The organism is Streptomyces sp. NBC_00009, assembly GCF_045040855.1.
Taxonomy (GTDB): Bacteria; Actinomycetota; Actinomycetes; order Streptomycetales; family Streptomycetaceae; genus Streptomyces; species Streptomyces aureus.
On the sequence record NZ_CP108312.1, the window covers coordinates 2,954,585 to 2,969,357 of the forward strand.

13 protein-coding genes are annotated in these 14,773 nt (G+C 70.4%); 1 reads left to right on the forward strand and 12 read right to left on the reverse strand.

The features are described 5' to 3' along the window. Positions 1-23: 23 nt before the first annotated feature. Positions 24-947 carry an AEC family transporter gene (locus tag OHA58_RS13105; protein ID WP_405478861.1) on the forward strand — a complete coding sequence of 308 codons (924 nt, stop codon included), beginning with the start codon at positions 24-26 and terminating at the stop codon, positions 945-947. Position 948: 1 nt separating this feature from the next. Here OHA58_RS13105 and OHA58_RS13110 read toward each other — a convergent pair whose 3' ends face one another. The 12 genes from OHA58_RS13110 to OHA58_RS13165 all read right to left on the reverse strand — a co-directional run bounded on the left by OHA58_RS13110 (position 949) and on the right by OHA58_RS13165 (position 14,753). Further along, positions 949-1,533: a Uma2 family endonuclease gene (locus tag OHA58_RS13110; protein ID WP_405478862.1), complete on the reverse strand. Its 585-nt coding sequence runs from the start codon at positions 1,531-1,533 to the stop codon at positions 949-951. Between the two features lie 96 nt (positions 1,534-1,629). Continuing rightward, positions 1,630-2,907 carry a thymidine phosphorylase gene (locus OHA58_RS13115; protein WP_405478863.1) on the reverse strand — a complete coding sequence of 426 codons (1,278 nt, stop codon included), beginning with the start codon at positions 2,905-2,907 and terminating at the stop codon, positions 1,630-1,632. 113 nt (positions 2,908-3,020) lie between these two features. Continuing rightward, entirely contained in the window at positions 3,021-3,410 is a 390-nt protein-coding gene (locus OHA58_RS13120) for a cytidine deaminase (RefSeq protein WP_405478864.1), read from the reverse strand. Further along, entirely contained in the window at positions 3,407-4,696 is a 1,290-nt protein-coding gene (locus OHA58_RS13125) for an ABC transporter permease (RefSeq protein WP_405478865.1), read from the reverse strand. The genes OHA58_RS13120 and OHA58_RS13125 overlap by 4 nt, the downstream gene beginning before the upstream one ends. After that, the gene (locus OHA58_RS13130; RefSeq protein ID WP_405478866.1) at positions 4,693-5,838 is read right to left on the reverse strand and encodes an ABC transporter permease; all 1,146 of its coding nucleotides are present in this window, start codon (positions 5,836-5,838) and stop codon (positions 4,693-4,695) included. The genes OHA58_RS13125 and OHA58_RS13130 overlap by 4 nt, the downstream gene beginning before the upstream one ends. Continuing rightward, positions 5,835-7,466: an ABC transporter ATP-binding protein gene (locus OHA58_RS13135; protein WP_405484942.1), complete on the reverse strand. Its 1,632-nt coding sequence runs from the start codon at positions 7,464-7,466 to the stop codon at positions 5,835-5,837. Before OHA58_RS13135 ends, OHA58_RS13130 begins: the two co-directional genes overlap by 4 nt. Positions 7,467-7,659: 193 nt before the next feature. Further along, positions 7,660-8,721 carry a BMP family ABC transporter substrate-binding protein gene (locus tag OHA58_RS13140; protein ID WP_326774390.1) on the reverse strand — a complete coding sequence of 354 codons (1,062 nt, stop codon included), beginning with the start codon at positions 8,719-8,721 and terminating at the stop codon, positions 7,660-7,662. Between the two features lie 209 nt (positions 8,722-8,930). Next, positions 8,931-10,190, reverse strand: a complete 1,260-nt coding sequence (locus OHA58_RS13145) for a M20 family metallopeptidase (protein ID WP_405484944.1) — start codon at positions 10,188-10,190, stop codon at positions 8,931-8,933. Positions 10,191-10,359: 169 nt separating this feature from the next. Then, positions 10,360-11,142, reverse strand: coding sequence for a glycoside hydrolase domain-containing protein (locus OHA58_RS13150; protein ID WP_405484946.1), 783 nt, complete (start codon positions 11,140-11,142; stop codon positions 10,360-10,362). Between the two features lie 181 nt (positions 11,143-11,323). Beyond that, the gene (locus OHA58_RS13155) at positions 11,324-12,412 is read right to left on the reverse strand and encodes a hypothetical protein (RefSeq protein WP_405478867.1); all 1,089 of its coding nucleotides are present in this window, start codon (positions 12,410-12,412) and stop codon (positions 11,324-11,326) included. A gap of 86 nt (positions 12,413-12,498) precedes the next feature. Continuing rightward, positions 12,499-13,437 carry an N-acetylneuraminate synthase family protein gene (locus OHA58_RS13160; protein ID WP_405478868.1) on the reverse strand — a complete coding sequence of 313 codons (939 nt, stop codon included), beginning with the start codon at positions 13,435-13,437 and terminating at the stop codon, positions 12,499-12,501. Between the two features lie 14 nt (positions 13,438-13,451). Next, complete coding sequence (locus tag OHA58_RS13165; RefSeq protein ID WP_405478869.1) at positions 13,452-14,753, reverse strand: cytidylyltransferase domain-containing protein; 1,302 nt, start codon at positions 14,751-14,753, stop codon at positions 13,452-13,454. Positions 14,754-14,773 lie beyond the last annotated feature (20 nt).

The following is a 14,773-nucleotide window of genomic DNA, read 5'->3' on the forward strand; positions in this document are numbered from 1 at the left end:
GCACGACGCCGGCAGGGAGCATCGTGACAGGGGTGCTGAACGGGTTCGCCGTCATCGCGGTGGTCATCGCCGTCGGCTACCTGATCGGCAAGCGCGGCTATCTCGGGGACAACGGCCGCGAGGTCCTCACCAAGCTCGCCTTCCATGTCGCCACGCCCGCGCTCCTGTTCACCACGCTCGCGAAGGCCGACCTCTCGGTGATCCTGTCGCCGCGGCTGCTGGTGACGGCGCTGAGCACGGCGGCGGCCGCCGGGGTGTTCATCGCGGTGGGCGTCGCGCGCCGCTGGGGCGTGGGGCGGACGACGATCGGCGCCCTGTGCTCCAGCTACGTCAATTCGGGGAACCTCGGCATCCCCATCGCCGTGTACGTCCTCGGCGACGCCTCGCTGGTCGCGCCCGTGCTGCTCTTCCAGCAGATCGTGGTGACGCCGATAGCGATGACGGTCCTCGATCTGTCGGAGGCCGGGGAGAAGCAGTCGCTGTGGCGGCGGCTCGTCACGCCGCTGCGCAACCCGATCGCGGTCGGCGCGCTCGCCGGGGTGACGGTGGCGGCCACGGGATGGACGGTGCCGGGCCCGGTCTTCAACCCGGTCGATCTGATCGGCAAGATGTCCGTGCCGGTGGTGCTGCTCGCGTACGGGATCTCGCTGTGCGGGAGTTCGCTGCCGGCCCGGCGCGGTTCCGACCGGGTCCCGGTGCTGCTGTCGGTGGCACTGAAGTCGGTGGGCCAGCCCGCGGTGGCGTGGGTGCTCGCGGCGGGCGTCTTCGGCCTGCGGGGCGCGTCACTCCTGGACGTGGTGGTGACGTCGGCGCTCCCGGCCGCGCAGAACCTCTTCACGTACGCGTCGCGCTACGGCGTTGCGGAGAAGCTGGCACGGGAGTCGATCCTGCTGTCGACGCTGGCTTCGGTGCCGGCGCTTGTGGTGGTGGCGGCGGTGTTGGGGTGATCTAGGGGGTGGGGAACTCGCCGGTGTCGATGGTGAGGCCGAAAGGTGCCGGGAGTTGGAGGGGATCTCCGAACTTGACGACACTCAGCGGCCGGTACACGTCGCCGGTGGGTTCGCCGTAGAGGGTCGCCACCGGGCCTACCGGCGACCAGCGGTCGACGAGCAGGTAGAAGGGGATGCCCGCGGCCGCGTACGCGGCGCACTTGCTGATGCGGTCGTGCACGGCGTTGGACTTCGAGGTGATCTCGACGACGAGTTCGGCCAGAGCCGCCGGAATGTGCGAATCAGACTCCACGTCCTCCTGGCTCGGCGCCACGAGGAGGTCCGGGATGAGCATGCCCATGCGGGACGGCACGGCGATGGCCTGCGTCTGGAAGATCTCCCACTCCTCCGGGATCACGGAGTACAGGCGCCGCTGAATGCGCGCTGCGATCAGATTGTGCTGGTAAGCGGGTGCAGGTGACACGGTGATATTCCCGTCGATGATCTCCACCTTGCAGCCCTCCGGCCATTCCATCTCCTCCCAGAGCCGGACCAGTTCGTCCCAGCCCTGCTCGGGGTCATGGCGGACGGTGAGTGCGCTCATGGCGGTCTCCTTATCGGTGCGTCACCGAGTCCAGCATGCCGAACGGGACCGGCAGAGGTCTACCGATCCCGTTCACCCGTACGAGGAAACCCCAGGTCAGCCGATACGTTCCAGCACGACCGGCGTAGCCGCGTACGCCGTCCCCGGAGCCGAGATGTCGTACGACCCCTCGACGGACTCGAGCGCGTACGCGAAGCGTTCCGGCGTGTCCGTGTGGAGCGTGAGCAGCGGCTGGCCCGCCGTGACCGACTCGCCCGGCTTGGCGTGGAGTTCGACGCCGGCGGCGGCCTGCACCACGTCCTCCTTGCGGGCGCGGCCCGCGCCGAGGCGCCAGGCGGCGACGCCGATGTCGTACGCGTCGAGGCGGGTCAGGACGCCGGACTTCCCGGCCACCACCACGTGCTGCTCACGGGACGTGGGCAGGGCCGCGTCCGGGTCGCCGCCCTGCGCGGCGATCATGCGGCGCCAGACGTCCATCGCGGAGCCGTCGGCGAGGGCCTTCGCCGGGTCGGCGTCCTTGATGCCCGCGGCGTCGAGCATCTCGCGGGCCAGGGCGAGGGTGAGCTCGACGACGTCGGCGGGGCCGCCGCCCGCAAGCACCTCGACGGACTCGCGGACTTCGAGGGCGTTGCCGGCGGTGAGGCCGAGGGGCGTCGACATGTCGGTGAGCAGGGCGACGGTGCGCACGCCGCTGTCGGTGCCCAACTCGACCATGGTGGAGGCGAGTTCGCGGGCGTCCTCGATCGTCTTCATGAACGCGCCGGTGCCGACCTTGACGTCGAGGACGAGCGAGCCGGTGCCCTCGGCGATCTTCTTCGACATGATCGAGGAGGCGATGAGCGGGATCGCCTCGACGGTGCCGGTGACGTCGCGCAGCGCGTAGAGCTTCTTGTCGGCGGGGGCGAGCCCGTCACCGGCCGCGCAGATCACGGAGCCGACGGTGTCGAGGACGTTCAGCATCTCGTCGTTGGACAGCTGGGCGCGCCAGCCGGGGATGGACTCCAGCTTGTCGAGAGTGCCGCCGGTGTGGCCGAGGCCGCGGCCGGAGAGCTGCGGGACGGCGGCGCCGCACGCGGCGACCAGCGGGGCGAGCGGCAGCGTGATCTTGTCGCCGACGCCTCCGGTGGAGTGCTTGTCGGCGGTCGGGCGGGACAGGGACGAGAAGTCCATGCGCTCGCCGGAGGCGATCATCGCGGCGGTCCAGCGGGCGATCTCCGTACGGTTCATGCCGTTGAGGAGGATCGCCATGGCGAGCGCCGACATCTGCTCGTCGGCGACGACGCCGCGCGTGTACGCGTCGATGACCCAGTCGATCTGCTCGTCGCTGAGTTCGCCCCGGTCCCGCTTGGTCCGGATGACGGAGATGACGTCCATGGCGTTGTCCTTCCACAGGTGGCAGCAGGGCCGACAGGTGACAGCAGGGGCGACTCTACGCGCATAGAGCGACCCGTTGAAAGCGGCCCCGCCCAACAGGGCAGGGCCTTCGGTCAGTTGAGGTGCTGGGGTCCGAACGCGTCGGGGAGCATCTCGCCGAGCGGGCGGATCCCCGACGTCGTCTCCAGGAGCAGCTCGGGCCCCCCGAACTCGTACAGGAGCTGGCGGCAGCGGCCGCACGGCATCAGGATCTCGCCCTTGCCGTCCACGCACGTGAAGTGCGTCAGGCGGCCGCCGCCGGTCAGCTGGAGCTGAGAGACGAGCCCGCACTCGGCGCACAGGCCGAGCCCGTACGACGCGTTCTCGACGTTGCAGCCCGACACGGTGCGGCCGTCGTCCACGCGGGCCGCGGCGCCGACCGGGAAGGTCGAGTACGGCACGTACGCGCGGGACATGGCCTCGCGGGCCGCCTCCCTGAGTGCTTCCCAGTCGGCTTCCGTCACTTGCCCTGACCCTTCCGGTAGCGCATGCCGTCGGCCTTCGGCATCCGCAGCCGCTGCGCGGACAGCGAGAGCACCAGGAGGGTGACGACATACGGGGTGGCGCCGACGAAGTCGCCGGGCACCTCATCCGTCAGGAGGTACCAGACCAGGACGACCACGGCAATCACCGCGCTGATCGTGGCCTGGATCATGGCCTTTCGGTACGCCTTCCAGCCCGCCAGGAGGGCGAGCAGGACGACCAGCAGGAGCAGCAGCGCGTGGACGGTCTCGCCGCCGTTGCGCAGCTGGAGCGCGTCGGAGAAGCCGAACAGGCCCGCACCCATGGCGAGTCCGCCCGGCCGCCAGTTGCCGAAGATCATGGCGGCGAGGCCGATGTAGCCGCGCCCGCCGGTCTGGCCCTCCAGGTAGCTGTGGGAGGTGACCAGCGCGAGGAACGCGCCGCCGAGACCCGCGAGTCCGCCGGAGATGGCGACGGCCGCGTACTTGTGCGCGTACACGTTGACGCCGAGGGACTCGGCCGCGACCGGGTTCTCGCCGCAGGAGCGCAGACGCAGACCGAACGAGGTGCGCCACAGCACCCACCAGCTGCCCACGAAGAGCAGCACGGCGAGGATCGTGATCACGGAGACGTTCGTGACGAGGCCGCCGAGGATGCCGGCGAGGTCGGAGACCAGGAACCAGTGGTGCTGCTCGATGGAGTGCAGCCCGCTGGACAGGCCCGGGATCGTGACGTCGCCCAGCGACTCGGCGGGCGGCGACTGCTTGGGGTTGCCGCCCTTGGCCGCGGGCTCGCCGTCGGCGAAGAACAGCTTGGCGAGGTACTGGGTGGCGCCCAGGGCGAGGAGGTTGACGGCCACACCGGAGACGATGTGGTCGACACCGAACGTGATGGTGGCGACGGCGTGGATCAGACCGCCGAGGACACCGAAGCCGATGCCGCAGACGAGGCCGAGCCACGGGCTGGTCTGCCAGCCGAGCCAGCCGGCGCCGAACGTGCCGAGGATCATCATGCCTTCGAGGCCGATGTTGACCACGCCGGCCCGCTCCGACCACAGGCCCGCGAGGGCCGCGAGGCCGATGGGCACGGCGAGTCCGAGCGCGGCGCTGATCTGGCCGCCGGAGGTGAGCTGGTCGGCGCCCGTGATGACGCGGACGGCGGAGACCAGGAACAGCGCGCCGACGACGATCATCAGAGTCTGGCCCGTGGAGAGCCGGCCGCGCGCCTTCTTGGCGCCGCTCACCGCGGGGGCCGCGGGAGGCGGGGTGTCGGTCTTCGTGGCGCTCATCCGGCCACCTCCTGCTTGTCGGTGCGGACGGCGGCGGCCTGCGCGGCGAGCTCGGCGCCGACCCGCTGCTGCTGGCGCTTGAGCCCGTAGCGGCGTACGACCTCGTAGGCGATGACGACGCACAGGACGATGACGCCCTGGATCACGCCGAGGATCTCCTTGTCGTAGCCCTGGAACTCCAGGTGGTTGGTGGTGCGCTCCAGGAAGCCCCACAGCAGGGCGCCGAGCGCGATGCCGACCGGGTGGTTGCGGCCGAGCAGCGCGATGGCGATGCCCGTGAAGCCGAGGCCCACCGGGAAGCTGTTGTCGTACTGGTGGCTGTCGTTGAGCAGCGTCGGCATGCCGACCAGACCGGCCACGGCACCCGAGATGATCATGCTGGTGGCGACCATCTTCTTGACGCTGACGCCGCTCGCGGCGGCCGCCGACTCGGACTGGCCGACCGTGCGCAGGTCGAAGCCGAAGCGGGTGCGGCCGAGGACGAACCAGTACGCGATGCCGACGAGCACGGCGATCACGATGAAGCCCCAGACCTGGCCGGCCGGTCCCGCGTCCATCGCGAAGAAGTACGAGGACTTCGGCAGCGGCTTGGTGGAGACCAGGGTGCCGGCGTCGTCGAGCTGGCCGAGCTGCTCGGGCTGGAGCAGGTAGGCGATGATCGCGGTGGCGATCGCGTTCAGCATGATCGTCGCGATGACCTCGCTGACCCCGCGGGTCACCTTGAGGATGCCCGCGATGGCGGCCCACAGGGCGCCGGTCGCCATGGCGGCGAGCATGATCAGCGGGATGGAGAGCCAGCCGGGCAGCGTGAGCGCCCCGCCGAGCACGGCGGCGACGAACGCGGCGAGCCGGTACTGGCCGTCGACACCGATGTTGAACAGGTTCATGCGGAAGCCGATGGCCACCGCGACACCCGCGAGGTAGTACGTCGTCGCCTTGTTGAGGATGTAGACCTGGCTGTCGCTCGCGGAGCCGTAGGTCACCATGTCGCTGAACGCGGCGAAGGGGTCCTTGCCGGTCGCCGCGATGATCACGGCGGTGACGACGAGTGCGGCGATGATCGCCAGGAGCGGGGCGGCGACCGCGAGGATCAGCCGCTCCTTGTCGATCCGGGACTTGCCCCGGGATATCAGTGTCTTCATCGGGCGTCCCCGCCTTCGGCGTCTTCCGTGTGCTGGAGGTGGCCGGAGGCCGCACCTGTCATGGCGGAGCCCAGCTCCTCCGGGGTGATGGTGGCGGGGTCGGCGTCGGCGACCAGGCGGCCGCGGTACATCACCCGCAGGGTGTCGGACAGGCCGATCAGCTCGTCCAGGTCGGCCGAGATGAGCAGCACGGCGAGGCCTTCGCGGCGGGCGCGGCGGATCTGGTCCCAGATCTGGGCCTGCGCGCCGACGTCCACACCGCGGGTGGGGTGGGCGGCGATCAGCAGCTTGGGCGCGTGGCTCATCTCGCGGCCGACGATCAGCTTCTGCTGGTTGCCGCCGGACAGGGAGGCCGCGGTGACCTCGATGCCGGGGGTGCGGACGTCGTAGTCGCGCACGATGCGCTCGGTGTCGGCGCGGGCGGCCTTCAGGTCGAGCAGCCCGCCCTTGGAGTTGGGGCGTTCGGTGACGTGGCCGAGGACCCGGTTCTCCCACAGCGGCGCTTCGAGGAGCAGACCGTGGCGGTGCCGGTCCTCGGGGATGTACCCGACACCGGCTTCGCGGCGCTTGCGGGTGGGGGCCTTGGCGATGTTCTCGCCCTCCAGCACGATCGTGCCGGAGTCGGGATTGCGCATGCCCATGATGGCTTCGACCAGCTCGGACTGGCCGTTGCCCTCCACGCCCGCGATGCCGAGGACTTCGCCCTTGTGGATGGTGAAGGACACGTTGTCCAGCAGCAGCCGCGTCGTCTCTTGGTTGACGTGGTCGACGAAGAGGATGCTCGTCGAGGTGGCTTTACCCGCCGGCTTCATCGAGACGGGTCCGCCGTCGCCCAGGGTCAGCCCGCCGACCTCCAGCATCGGCACGTCCGTCACCGTGGACTCGGAGGTCTCCGGGGTCGGAAGCTCGCTGCCCACCATCAGTTCGGCCAGCTGTCGCGGGGTGGTCTCGCTCGGAACGGCGGAGCCGACCGTCGTCCCGCGCCGGATGACCGTGATCTCGTCCGCGACGGAGAGCACCTCGCCCAGCTTGTGGGAGATGAAGATGACGGTGAGGCCCTCGGACTTGAGCTCGCGCAGGTTGTCGAAGAGCGCGTCGACCTCCTGCGGCACGAGGACCGCGGTGGGCTCGTCGAGGATCAGCGTCCGGGCGCCCCGGTAGAGGACCTTGAGGATCTCGACGCGCTGCCGGTCGGCGACCCCGAGCTCCTCGACGAGGACGTCGGGCCGCACCCCGAGGCCGTACGCCTCGGATATCTCACGGATCTTCGTACGCGCCTTGCCGCCGATGCCGTGCAGCTTCTCGGCGCCCAGGACGACGTTCTCCAGGACGGTGAGGTTGTCGGCCAGCATGAAGTGCTGGTGGACCATGCCGATGCCGCGCGCGATGGCGTCGGCGGGCGTGGCGAAGGTGACCTGGGTGCCGTCGACCGCGATGGTGCCCTCGTCCGGCTTCTGCATGCCGTAGAGGATCTTCATCAGGGTCGACTTGCCGGCGCCGTTCTCACCGCACAGGGCGTGGACGGTGCCCCGCCGTACGGTGATGTCGATGTCGCGGTTGGCGACGACGCCGGGAAAGCGCTTGGTGATGCCGCGCAGTTCGACGGCGGGAGGGCTGGACGCGTTGATGGCGCACTCTCCTCGGGGGACAGGACGTACGTACGGAAGGGGTGAACGGTCGCGCGGAGCCGCGCGGGGGCGCGTCGGCGACGGTAATACGCCAACTCTTAGCTACACGCGTAGAGTTGACACATTGTTATGGCCCGGCGAGGGGAAGCTTTCGCTACTCCCCCCGCCGAGCCGGGCCCTCAGGGGCCTCAGGTCACGGGGTGGTCTTGACCTTGACCTTGCCGCTCGCGATCTGCTCCTTGGCGGCGTCCAGCTTGGCCTGGATGTCGTCGATGTAGCCGCCGGAGGTGGCGAGCGAGACGCCGCCGTCCTTCAGGGCGTAGGTGTTGGTGCCGGTCTTCGGCGAACCGTCCTTGACCGACTGGATCAGGTCGTAGACGCCGATGTCGACGTTCTTGACGACCGAAGTCAGGATCGAGGACTTGTACTTGGCCAGACCCGGGATGTTGTACTGGTCCGAGTCGACGCCGATCGCCCAGGCGCCCTTCGTGCCGGAGACGGCCTCGATGGCACCGTTGCCGGAGGAGCCGGCCGCCGAGTAGACGACGTCGGCACCCTTGTCGAGCATGCCCTGGGCGGCTTCCTTGCCCTTGTCCGGGGAGGCGAAGCCGGAGGTGTCCGAACCGTGGCTCAGGTACTGGACGTCGACCTTGATCTTCGGGTTGGTGGCCTTGACGCCCTGGACGTAACCCGCCTCGAACTTCTTGATCAGCGGGACGTCGACACCGCCGATGAAGCCGACGTGGTCCTTCTTCGTCTTCAGCGCGGCGGCGACGCCGGCCAGGTAGGAGCCCTGCTCCTCGGTGAAGACGATGGAGTCGGTGTTCTTGGCGTTCACCACGGAGTCGACGATGCCGAAGGTGGTCTTCGGGTACTTCGCGGAGACCTTGGTCATCGAGGTGGCGTACGCGTAGCCGACCCCGATGATGGGGTTGTAGCCGGCGTCGGCCAGGTCGGACAGGCGCTGCTCGCGGTCGGCCTCGGTGTCGGAGGTCTTGGCGGTCAGCTCCTTGAGGTCACCGCCGAACTCCTTCTTGGCCTTGTCGGCACCGCGCGCGGCGGAGTCGTTGAAGGAGTGGTCGCCGCGGCCGCCGACGTCGAAGGCGAGGCCGATCTTGACGCCGCCCTTCTTGCCGGAGTCCGACGAGGAGCCCGAGGACTCGTTGTCCGAGGAAGTGCCGCCACATGCGGTGGCGGTGAGAGCGAGTGCCGCGGTGGCTATGCACGCAGCAGAGATTTTGGCTACCCGGCGCAAGGGAGGCTCCTTCGACCTGACCTGAGCGCCGGGCTCCCGGCGCTGGTTTTCGGACGGATCGTAACGCGCGTAGATGTCAGATAAAGGGCCGTTCCGCAGCCGTTATCGGATTGACGCGAACGCCGCCCGGCCGTCCGGTCTACGGGGCGTTACGGGGGTGGGTCGGGTGGGTTACGTGCCGCCCACACCGACCCTTTCCCCGCACCGGTTCACTCCCCCTGCTCCCGGGCGGCCCCGTCCATCAGCGCCGCCGCCGTGAACAGCTCCACTCCGACGGTGATCGCCGACTCGTCCGCGTCGAAGTCGCCCTGGTGCAGGTCGCGTCCGCCGCGCTCGCCGGGGGTGCGCACCCCGAGGCGGGCCATCGCGCCGGGGACGTGCTCCAGATACCAGGAGAAGTCCTCGCCGCCCAGGCTCTGCTGGGTGTCCTCGACGGAGTGGGGGCCGCGGCGGGTGGTCATGGCCTTGTGCAGCAGATCGGTGACGTCCGGGTCGTTGACCACGGGCGGCACCCCGCGGATGTAGTTGATCTCCGACTTGGCGCGGTAGAGGTCGGCGATCTCCTGGATCGCGCCGTGCACCAGGTCGGGCGCCTGCCGCCACGCCTCCAGGTCGAGGCAGCGGACGGTGCCCGACAGCTCGGCGTGCTGCGGGATCACGTTGCACGCGTGGCCGGATTCGATACGGCCCCAGGTCACGGCGAGGCCCGAACGGGCGTCGATGCGGCGGGCGACGAGCGCGGGGACCTCGGTGGCCACCTTCGCGGCGGCGGTCACGAGGTCGGTGGTGAGGTGGGGGCGCGCGGTGTGCCCGCCGGGCCCGTCGAGCGCGACCTCGAGACGGTCGCAGGCCGAGGTGATCGCGCCCTGCCGCAGTCCGATCCGGCCCGCGTCGACCTTCGGGTCGCAGTGCACGCCGATGATCGACCCGACGCCTTCGAGGACGCCCGACTCGATGGCGTCGGGGGCGCCGCCGGGCAGCACCTCCTCGGCGGGCTGGAAGATCAGGCGTACGGGGTGCGGGAGCCGGCCCTGCCGGTGCAGCTCGGCGAGGACCAGGCCCGCCCCGAGCACGACCGTCGTGTGCACGTCGTGACCGCAGGCGTGGGCCCGGCCGGGCACGGTGGAGCGGTAGGCGCAGCTCGCCTTGGTGTCCGGGATGGGGAGCGCGTCGATGTCGGCACGCAGGGCGAGCATGGGGCGCCCGCCCCGCCACTCCCCGTCCTCGGTGCCGATGTCGCAGACGAGTCCGGTGCCGATGTCCAGGATGCGTGGCGTGAGTCCGGCCTTCTCGAGGCGGGCCCTGATCGCCGCCGTCGTGCGGAACTCCTGGTTGCCGAGCTCGGGGTGCATGTGCAAGTCACGCCGGAAGGCGATCAGTTCGGCACGGAGCTCTTCGGACAGCGTGCCGGGCAGCGCTCCTGCGGGGACCACTTCCGCGGGCTGACCGGCCTCGGACCCTCGGGACATCGATTGGTTCACCCTTTGAAGGGTAGGCCGGGGCGGGGGGCAACCGCCCCACGATCAACAAAAGTTCAATCGAATTGGGGTAAGAAACTCGGGCCCGGCTCGCATGGCCTACCCGTACGGGGGGTAAGACATCTCTTTCATACCCCCCGCTACCCCCCACCGGCCTCAGCTACCCGACGATCGCTACCGGCGCGTCCCACGCGTCGCGGTCCACGGTGATCGTGTAACCGCCGCGGGACTCCTTGCTGTTCACCATGTACTGGTGGGCGCGGCGGTGGCCCGTCCACAGGGTGGAGGCGAAGGGCCAGTCGGACGTCGTGGTGTTGACCTTGTCCCACAGGGCGTACCAGAGGATGTCCGGCATGTCGGTGCGGTTCGTCGTCGTGGCGACGGCCTTCGCGCTGGAGCTGCGGAAGCCATAGAAGCCGGTCCGGTAGTTCTTGGCGTGCACGGCCTTGTCCCAGGCGCGGACGTAGGTGAGGACCGCGTTGTTGCAGGACGTGTTGGTGGTGTCGTACGACTCCATGTCCAGGTAGAGCGGGGAGCCGCTCTTCATGCCGAGGGCGGCGGCCTTGGTGACGGCGTCGGCGCCGTCCGTGGCGCCGAGCGAGGCGGCCGTGGTGGCGGTCATCTTCTCGGGGTTCGCGCCGGACTGGCAGGGCGGCTGGGCGCCCACGTAGAGCGGGATCAGTTTCCAGCCGGAGGCGCTGACCGACTTCACCCACGAGGCGGTGAGGTTGGGCTGGGCGCAGCCGCGGTTCTTGCCGCCCACGTAGACGGCGGCGGCGCCGTAGAAGCCGGTCTTCCAGGCCTTCATGGCGGAGAGGGAGGGGGCCGTGCAGGTGTCGAAGGCGCGGCCGGTGTACGTCTTGGCCGCGGGCAGGGTGGTGGCTGTCGCGGACTGGGCCACGATCGCTCCGGTGGCGGCCAGTGCCACGCCTGCGGCGGACATGGCGAGGTAGCGGCGTCTCTTGGACAGGCGGTGCCGGGGGTGTGTCACGGGTTCCTCTGGGCGCTCTGAACGGATGCGGAGTGGGGGCTGCGGTGATTCTGACCGACCGGCACCCCGTCGCGTTGCCCTTCGGATGGCTATGCGATCACCAAGCTCTGGCCAAGATCCCGGGAGCTGGGGCTCACATCGCCGGGGCGACCGAGGCGAGGCGGTGTACGTCGCGTGCGGTGCCGGTGACCCCGGAGAGGAAGCCCTGGGCGCGCGGTGAGGCGTTCTCCGTCAGCCACGCGGGGTCGATGTCGCAGACGGCGACGCGGACCTCGGTGCCGGCGAGCGCCAGGGGCAGGGTGTGGACGACCGTCGAGGGGAAGCTGAGGATCGTACGGCCGATGGGGCCGCGGCGGGCGATCAGTTCGAGGGGGAGGTCGGGGCGGACCACTTCGAGGCCGGTCTCGGTGGCGAGGCGGTGCAGCTTGTCCGAGCTCTCGCGGCGGTGGGCGAAGTAGCGGGTCGCGCCGTGGGCGCGGGCAAGGGCCTGGACGGCCTCCAGGTAGCGGTCCGGGTCGACGACGCCGGTCTCGACGAGGGACGTGCCGACGAGGTCGGCGCCCTTCGTCATGCGGGGCGGGCCGAAGCGGGCGCGGGTCCAGGTGAAGTCGTTGCGGGTGACGCGGACACCGTCGGGGACTGAGTCGATCGGCATGGCCGAGAAGACCTCGACGGTGCGGCGGGTGCCGTCGGGGGTGAGGCGGCGGCGGGCGGCGGCGGAGACGGGTGCGAAGACGACGTCGCGCGGTCCGGGGCGGCCGCCGCGGCGGTGCCAGCGCACGAGGCGCTCACCGCGGGCGAGCTGGGAGACGAACTCCATGGTCGCGGTGCCGTCGTCGACGACGACGAGTTCGGCGGCCCGGGTGATCGTCAGCAGGAGCTGCACGTAGCGGGAGAACGGGTCGCCGATGACGATGCGGGCGGCCTTGCGCAGCGCGCCCGCGAGTCCGCCGATGGTGTGGAAGGGCGCCGTGGCGCCGCCGCGTGCCTCTTCCCAGCGGACGGTGTGGCCCTCGTCGCGGGCGAGTTCGGCCATGCGGCGCAGCTGGCCGCGGGTCATGGGGTCCGTGGGCGACAGGACGACCAGGGTGATCCGGTCCGTCGTGTCGGTGCTCTCGGCGCGATGCGCCCATTCCAGGACGTTGAGGAGCTGGACGGGGCTCTCCACGAAACACAGGGTTCCGGAGCGGCGTCCGGAGCGTGCTGCTGACATGGGCGACATGGGCCCTCCGAGGGACCTGTGGGGGGTTGGGGCCCGTGGGCCGGCGCCGGGTCGGGCGCCGGCCCACACGGGCGGACGTCGGACGGTCAGACGCCGACCGGCTCGCCCGCGGCGACGGCGATCTCCGACTCGGCGACGACGCCCGCGACGCGGCGGAGCTTCTTCATCGGGCCGAGCTCCGACTCGTAGACCTTCTTGACGCCGTCACCGAGGGACGCCTCGATGGTGCGGATGTCGCGCACGAGGCGGGTGAGGCCCTGCGGCTCGACGGAGGCGGCCTGGTCGGAGCCCCACATGGCGCGGTCGAGGGTGATGTGGCGCTCGACGAAGGTGGCGCCGAGGGCGACCGCGGCGAGCGTGGTCTGCAGGCCGGTCTCGTGGCCGGAGTAGCCGATCGGGACGTTCGGGTACTCGGCCTGGAGGGTGTTGATGACGCGGAGGTTGAGCTCCTCGGCCACCGACGGGTACGTCGACGTGGCGTGGCACATCAGGATGTTGTCCGAGCCGAGGACCTCGACCGCGTGGCGGATCTGCTTCGGGGTCGACATGCCGGTGGACAGGATGACCGTGCGGCCGGTGGCGCGCAGCGAGCGGAGCAGTTCGTCGTCGGTGAGCGACGCGGAGGCGACCTTGTGGGCCGGGATGTCGAACTTCTCCAGGAAGGCGACGGCCTCGGTGTCCCACGGGGAGGCGAACCAGTCGATGCCGCGCTTCTTGCAGTGCTCGTCGATCTGGCGGTACTCGTCCTCGCCGAACTCGACGCGGTGGCGGTAGTCGATGTACGTCATGCGACCCCAGGGGGTGTCGCGCTCGATGTCCCACTGGTCGCGCGGGGTGCAGATCTCGGGGGTGCGCTTCTGGAACTTGACGGCGTCGCAGCCGGCCTCGGCGGCCACGTCGATCAGCTTGAAGGCGTTGTCGAGGTCGCCGTTGTGGTTGATGCCGATCTCGCCGGTGATGTACACGGGCTGACCGGGGCCGGCCGTCTTCGAACCGAACGTGCGCAGGCGGGAGTTGGTGCTCATGACTGGGGAGTTCCTTACTTGTTGAGGGAGTCGAGAGAAGGGCCGAGGATCCAGGTGGCGATCTCTCGGATCGCGCCGTCACCACCGGGGAGAGTGGTGACCGCGCGCGCGGCGCCTCGTACGACGTCGTGGGCGCTCGCGACCGCCACGGGCCAGCCGACAAGGCCGAAGCACGGGAGGTCGTTGACGTCGTTGCCGACGTAGAGCACGCGCTCGGGCGCGATGCCCTGCTCCTCGCACCACTGCTTGAGTGCGAGGTCCTTGCGGTCGATGCCGTGCAGGACCGGGATCTGGAGCTTCCTGGCCCGGGCGGCTACGACCGGGTTCTGTTCCGTGGACAGGATCAGCAGCGGCAGGCCCGACTTGCGCAGGGCCGCGATGCCGAGGCCGTCACCGCGGTGCACGGTGACGAACTCCCGTCCGTCGGAGTCGATCAGCACCTTGTCATCGGTCTGGGTGCCGTCGAAGTCGAGGACGACCGCGTCGATGTCTTCGGCGGTCGGGAGGGAGCCGGGGCGTGAAGCGTCAAACAGCGGGGCAAGCGCCCTGGCCCGGTTGAGGTCGTGCGGGTCGTCGATCTCCAGGACCCGCGCGGGGTCGGTGCGGACGAGTTCCGTGCGGCCGAAGAAGCGGTGCTTGGCCTCGCGGAAGCCGCTCGCGTCCATGGCGTAGACCGCGCCGGTCTCCAGGAGGTCCTGGGGGCGGTCCTGGCGCATCTGGCGGAAGGACTTGTCGTGGTTGACGCCGTAGCCGCCGCTGGTGGCCGCGGGGGCGAGAAGCGTGTCCGTGCCGCCTTCGACGGCGGCGCGCTCGACCGCGGCGGGCGCGGCCGGCTCGTCATCGGCGTCGCGCCACACGAAACCGTGGAAGGGGGCGACGGTCAGGGCCGTGTCGGCGCCCTTCTCGACGATCGCGTTGACGACGCCGTCGATGTCCTCGCGGACGATGAAGGGGCTGGTGCACTGGACGAGGAGCACGACGTCGACCGCTGCGCCCTGGAGGGCCTCGTGGGCGTCGAGGGCGTGCAGCACGGCCGCCTCCGAGCTCGACTTGTCGCCGGCGATGGCGGCCGGCCGCAGGACGACCTCGGCTCCCGCCTCGCGGGCCGCGGCGGCGATCGCGGCGTCGTCGGTGGAGACCACGACGTCCGTGACGAGCCGGGTGGCGCGGCACTCGCGGACGGTGCGGGCCACGAGGGGCACGCCGCCGACCGGGGCGAGGTTCTTGGCGGGCACTCCCTTGGAGCCGCCACGGGCGGGGATCACGGCGAGGACGCGGCGGACCGGTGCCGCTGTGCCCGCTTCCGGGTTGGTCATCAGGTCTCCTTGAGGGGTAC

Excerpts from the sequence above, each read along its gene's own strand:
- OHA58_RS13155 (WP_405478867.1), bottom strand. The coding sequence starts at position 12,412 with ATGTCGCCCATGTCAGCAGCACGCTCCGGACGCCGCTCCGGAACCCTG.
- OHA58_RS13110 (WP_405478862.1), bottom strand. The coding sequence starts at position 1,533 with ATGAGCGCACTCACCGTCCGCCATGACCCCGAGCAGGGCTGGGACGAA.
- OHA58_RS13145 (WP_405484944.1), bottom strand. The coding sequence starts at position 10,190 with ATGTCCCGAGGGTCCGAGGCCGGTCAGCCCGCGGAAGTGGTCCCCGCA.
- OHA58_RS13165 (WP_405478869.1), bottom strand. The coding sequence starts at position 14,753 with ATGACCAACCCGGAAGCGGGCACAGCGGCACCGGTCCGCCGCGTCCTC.
- OHA58_RS13160 (WP_405478868.1), bottom strand. The coding sequence starts at position 13,437 with ATGAGCACCAACTCCCGCCTGCGCACGTTCGGTTCGAAGACGGCCGGC.
- OHA58_RS13150 (WP_405484946.1), bottom strand. The coding sequence starts at position 11,142 with ATGTCCGCCGCAGGCGTGGCACTGGCCGCCACCGGAGCGATCGTGGCC.
- OHA58_RS13130 (WP_405478866.1), bottom strand. The coding sequence starts at position 5,838 with ATGAAGACACTGATATCCCGGGGCAAGTCCCGGATCGACAAGGAGCGG.
- OHA58_RS13115 (WP_405478863.1), bottom strand. The coding sequence starts at position 2,907 with ATGGACGTCATCTCCGTCATCCGGACCAAGCGGGACCGGGGCGAACTC.
- OHA58_RS13125 (WP_405478865.1), bottom strand. The coding sequence starts at position 4,696 with ATGAGCGCCACGAAGACCGACACCCCGCCTCCCGCGGCCCCCGCGGTG.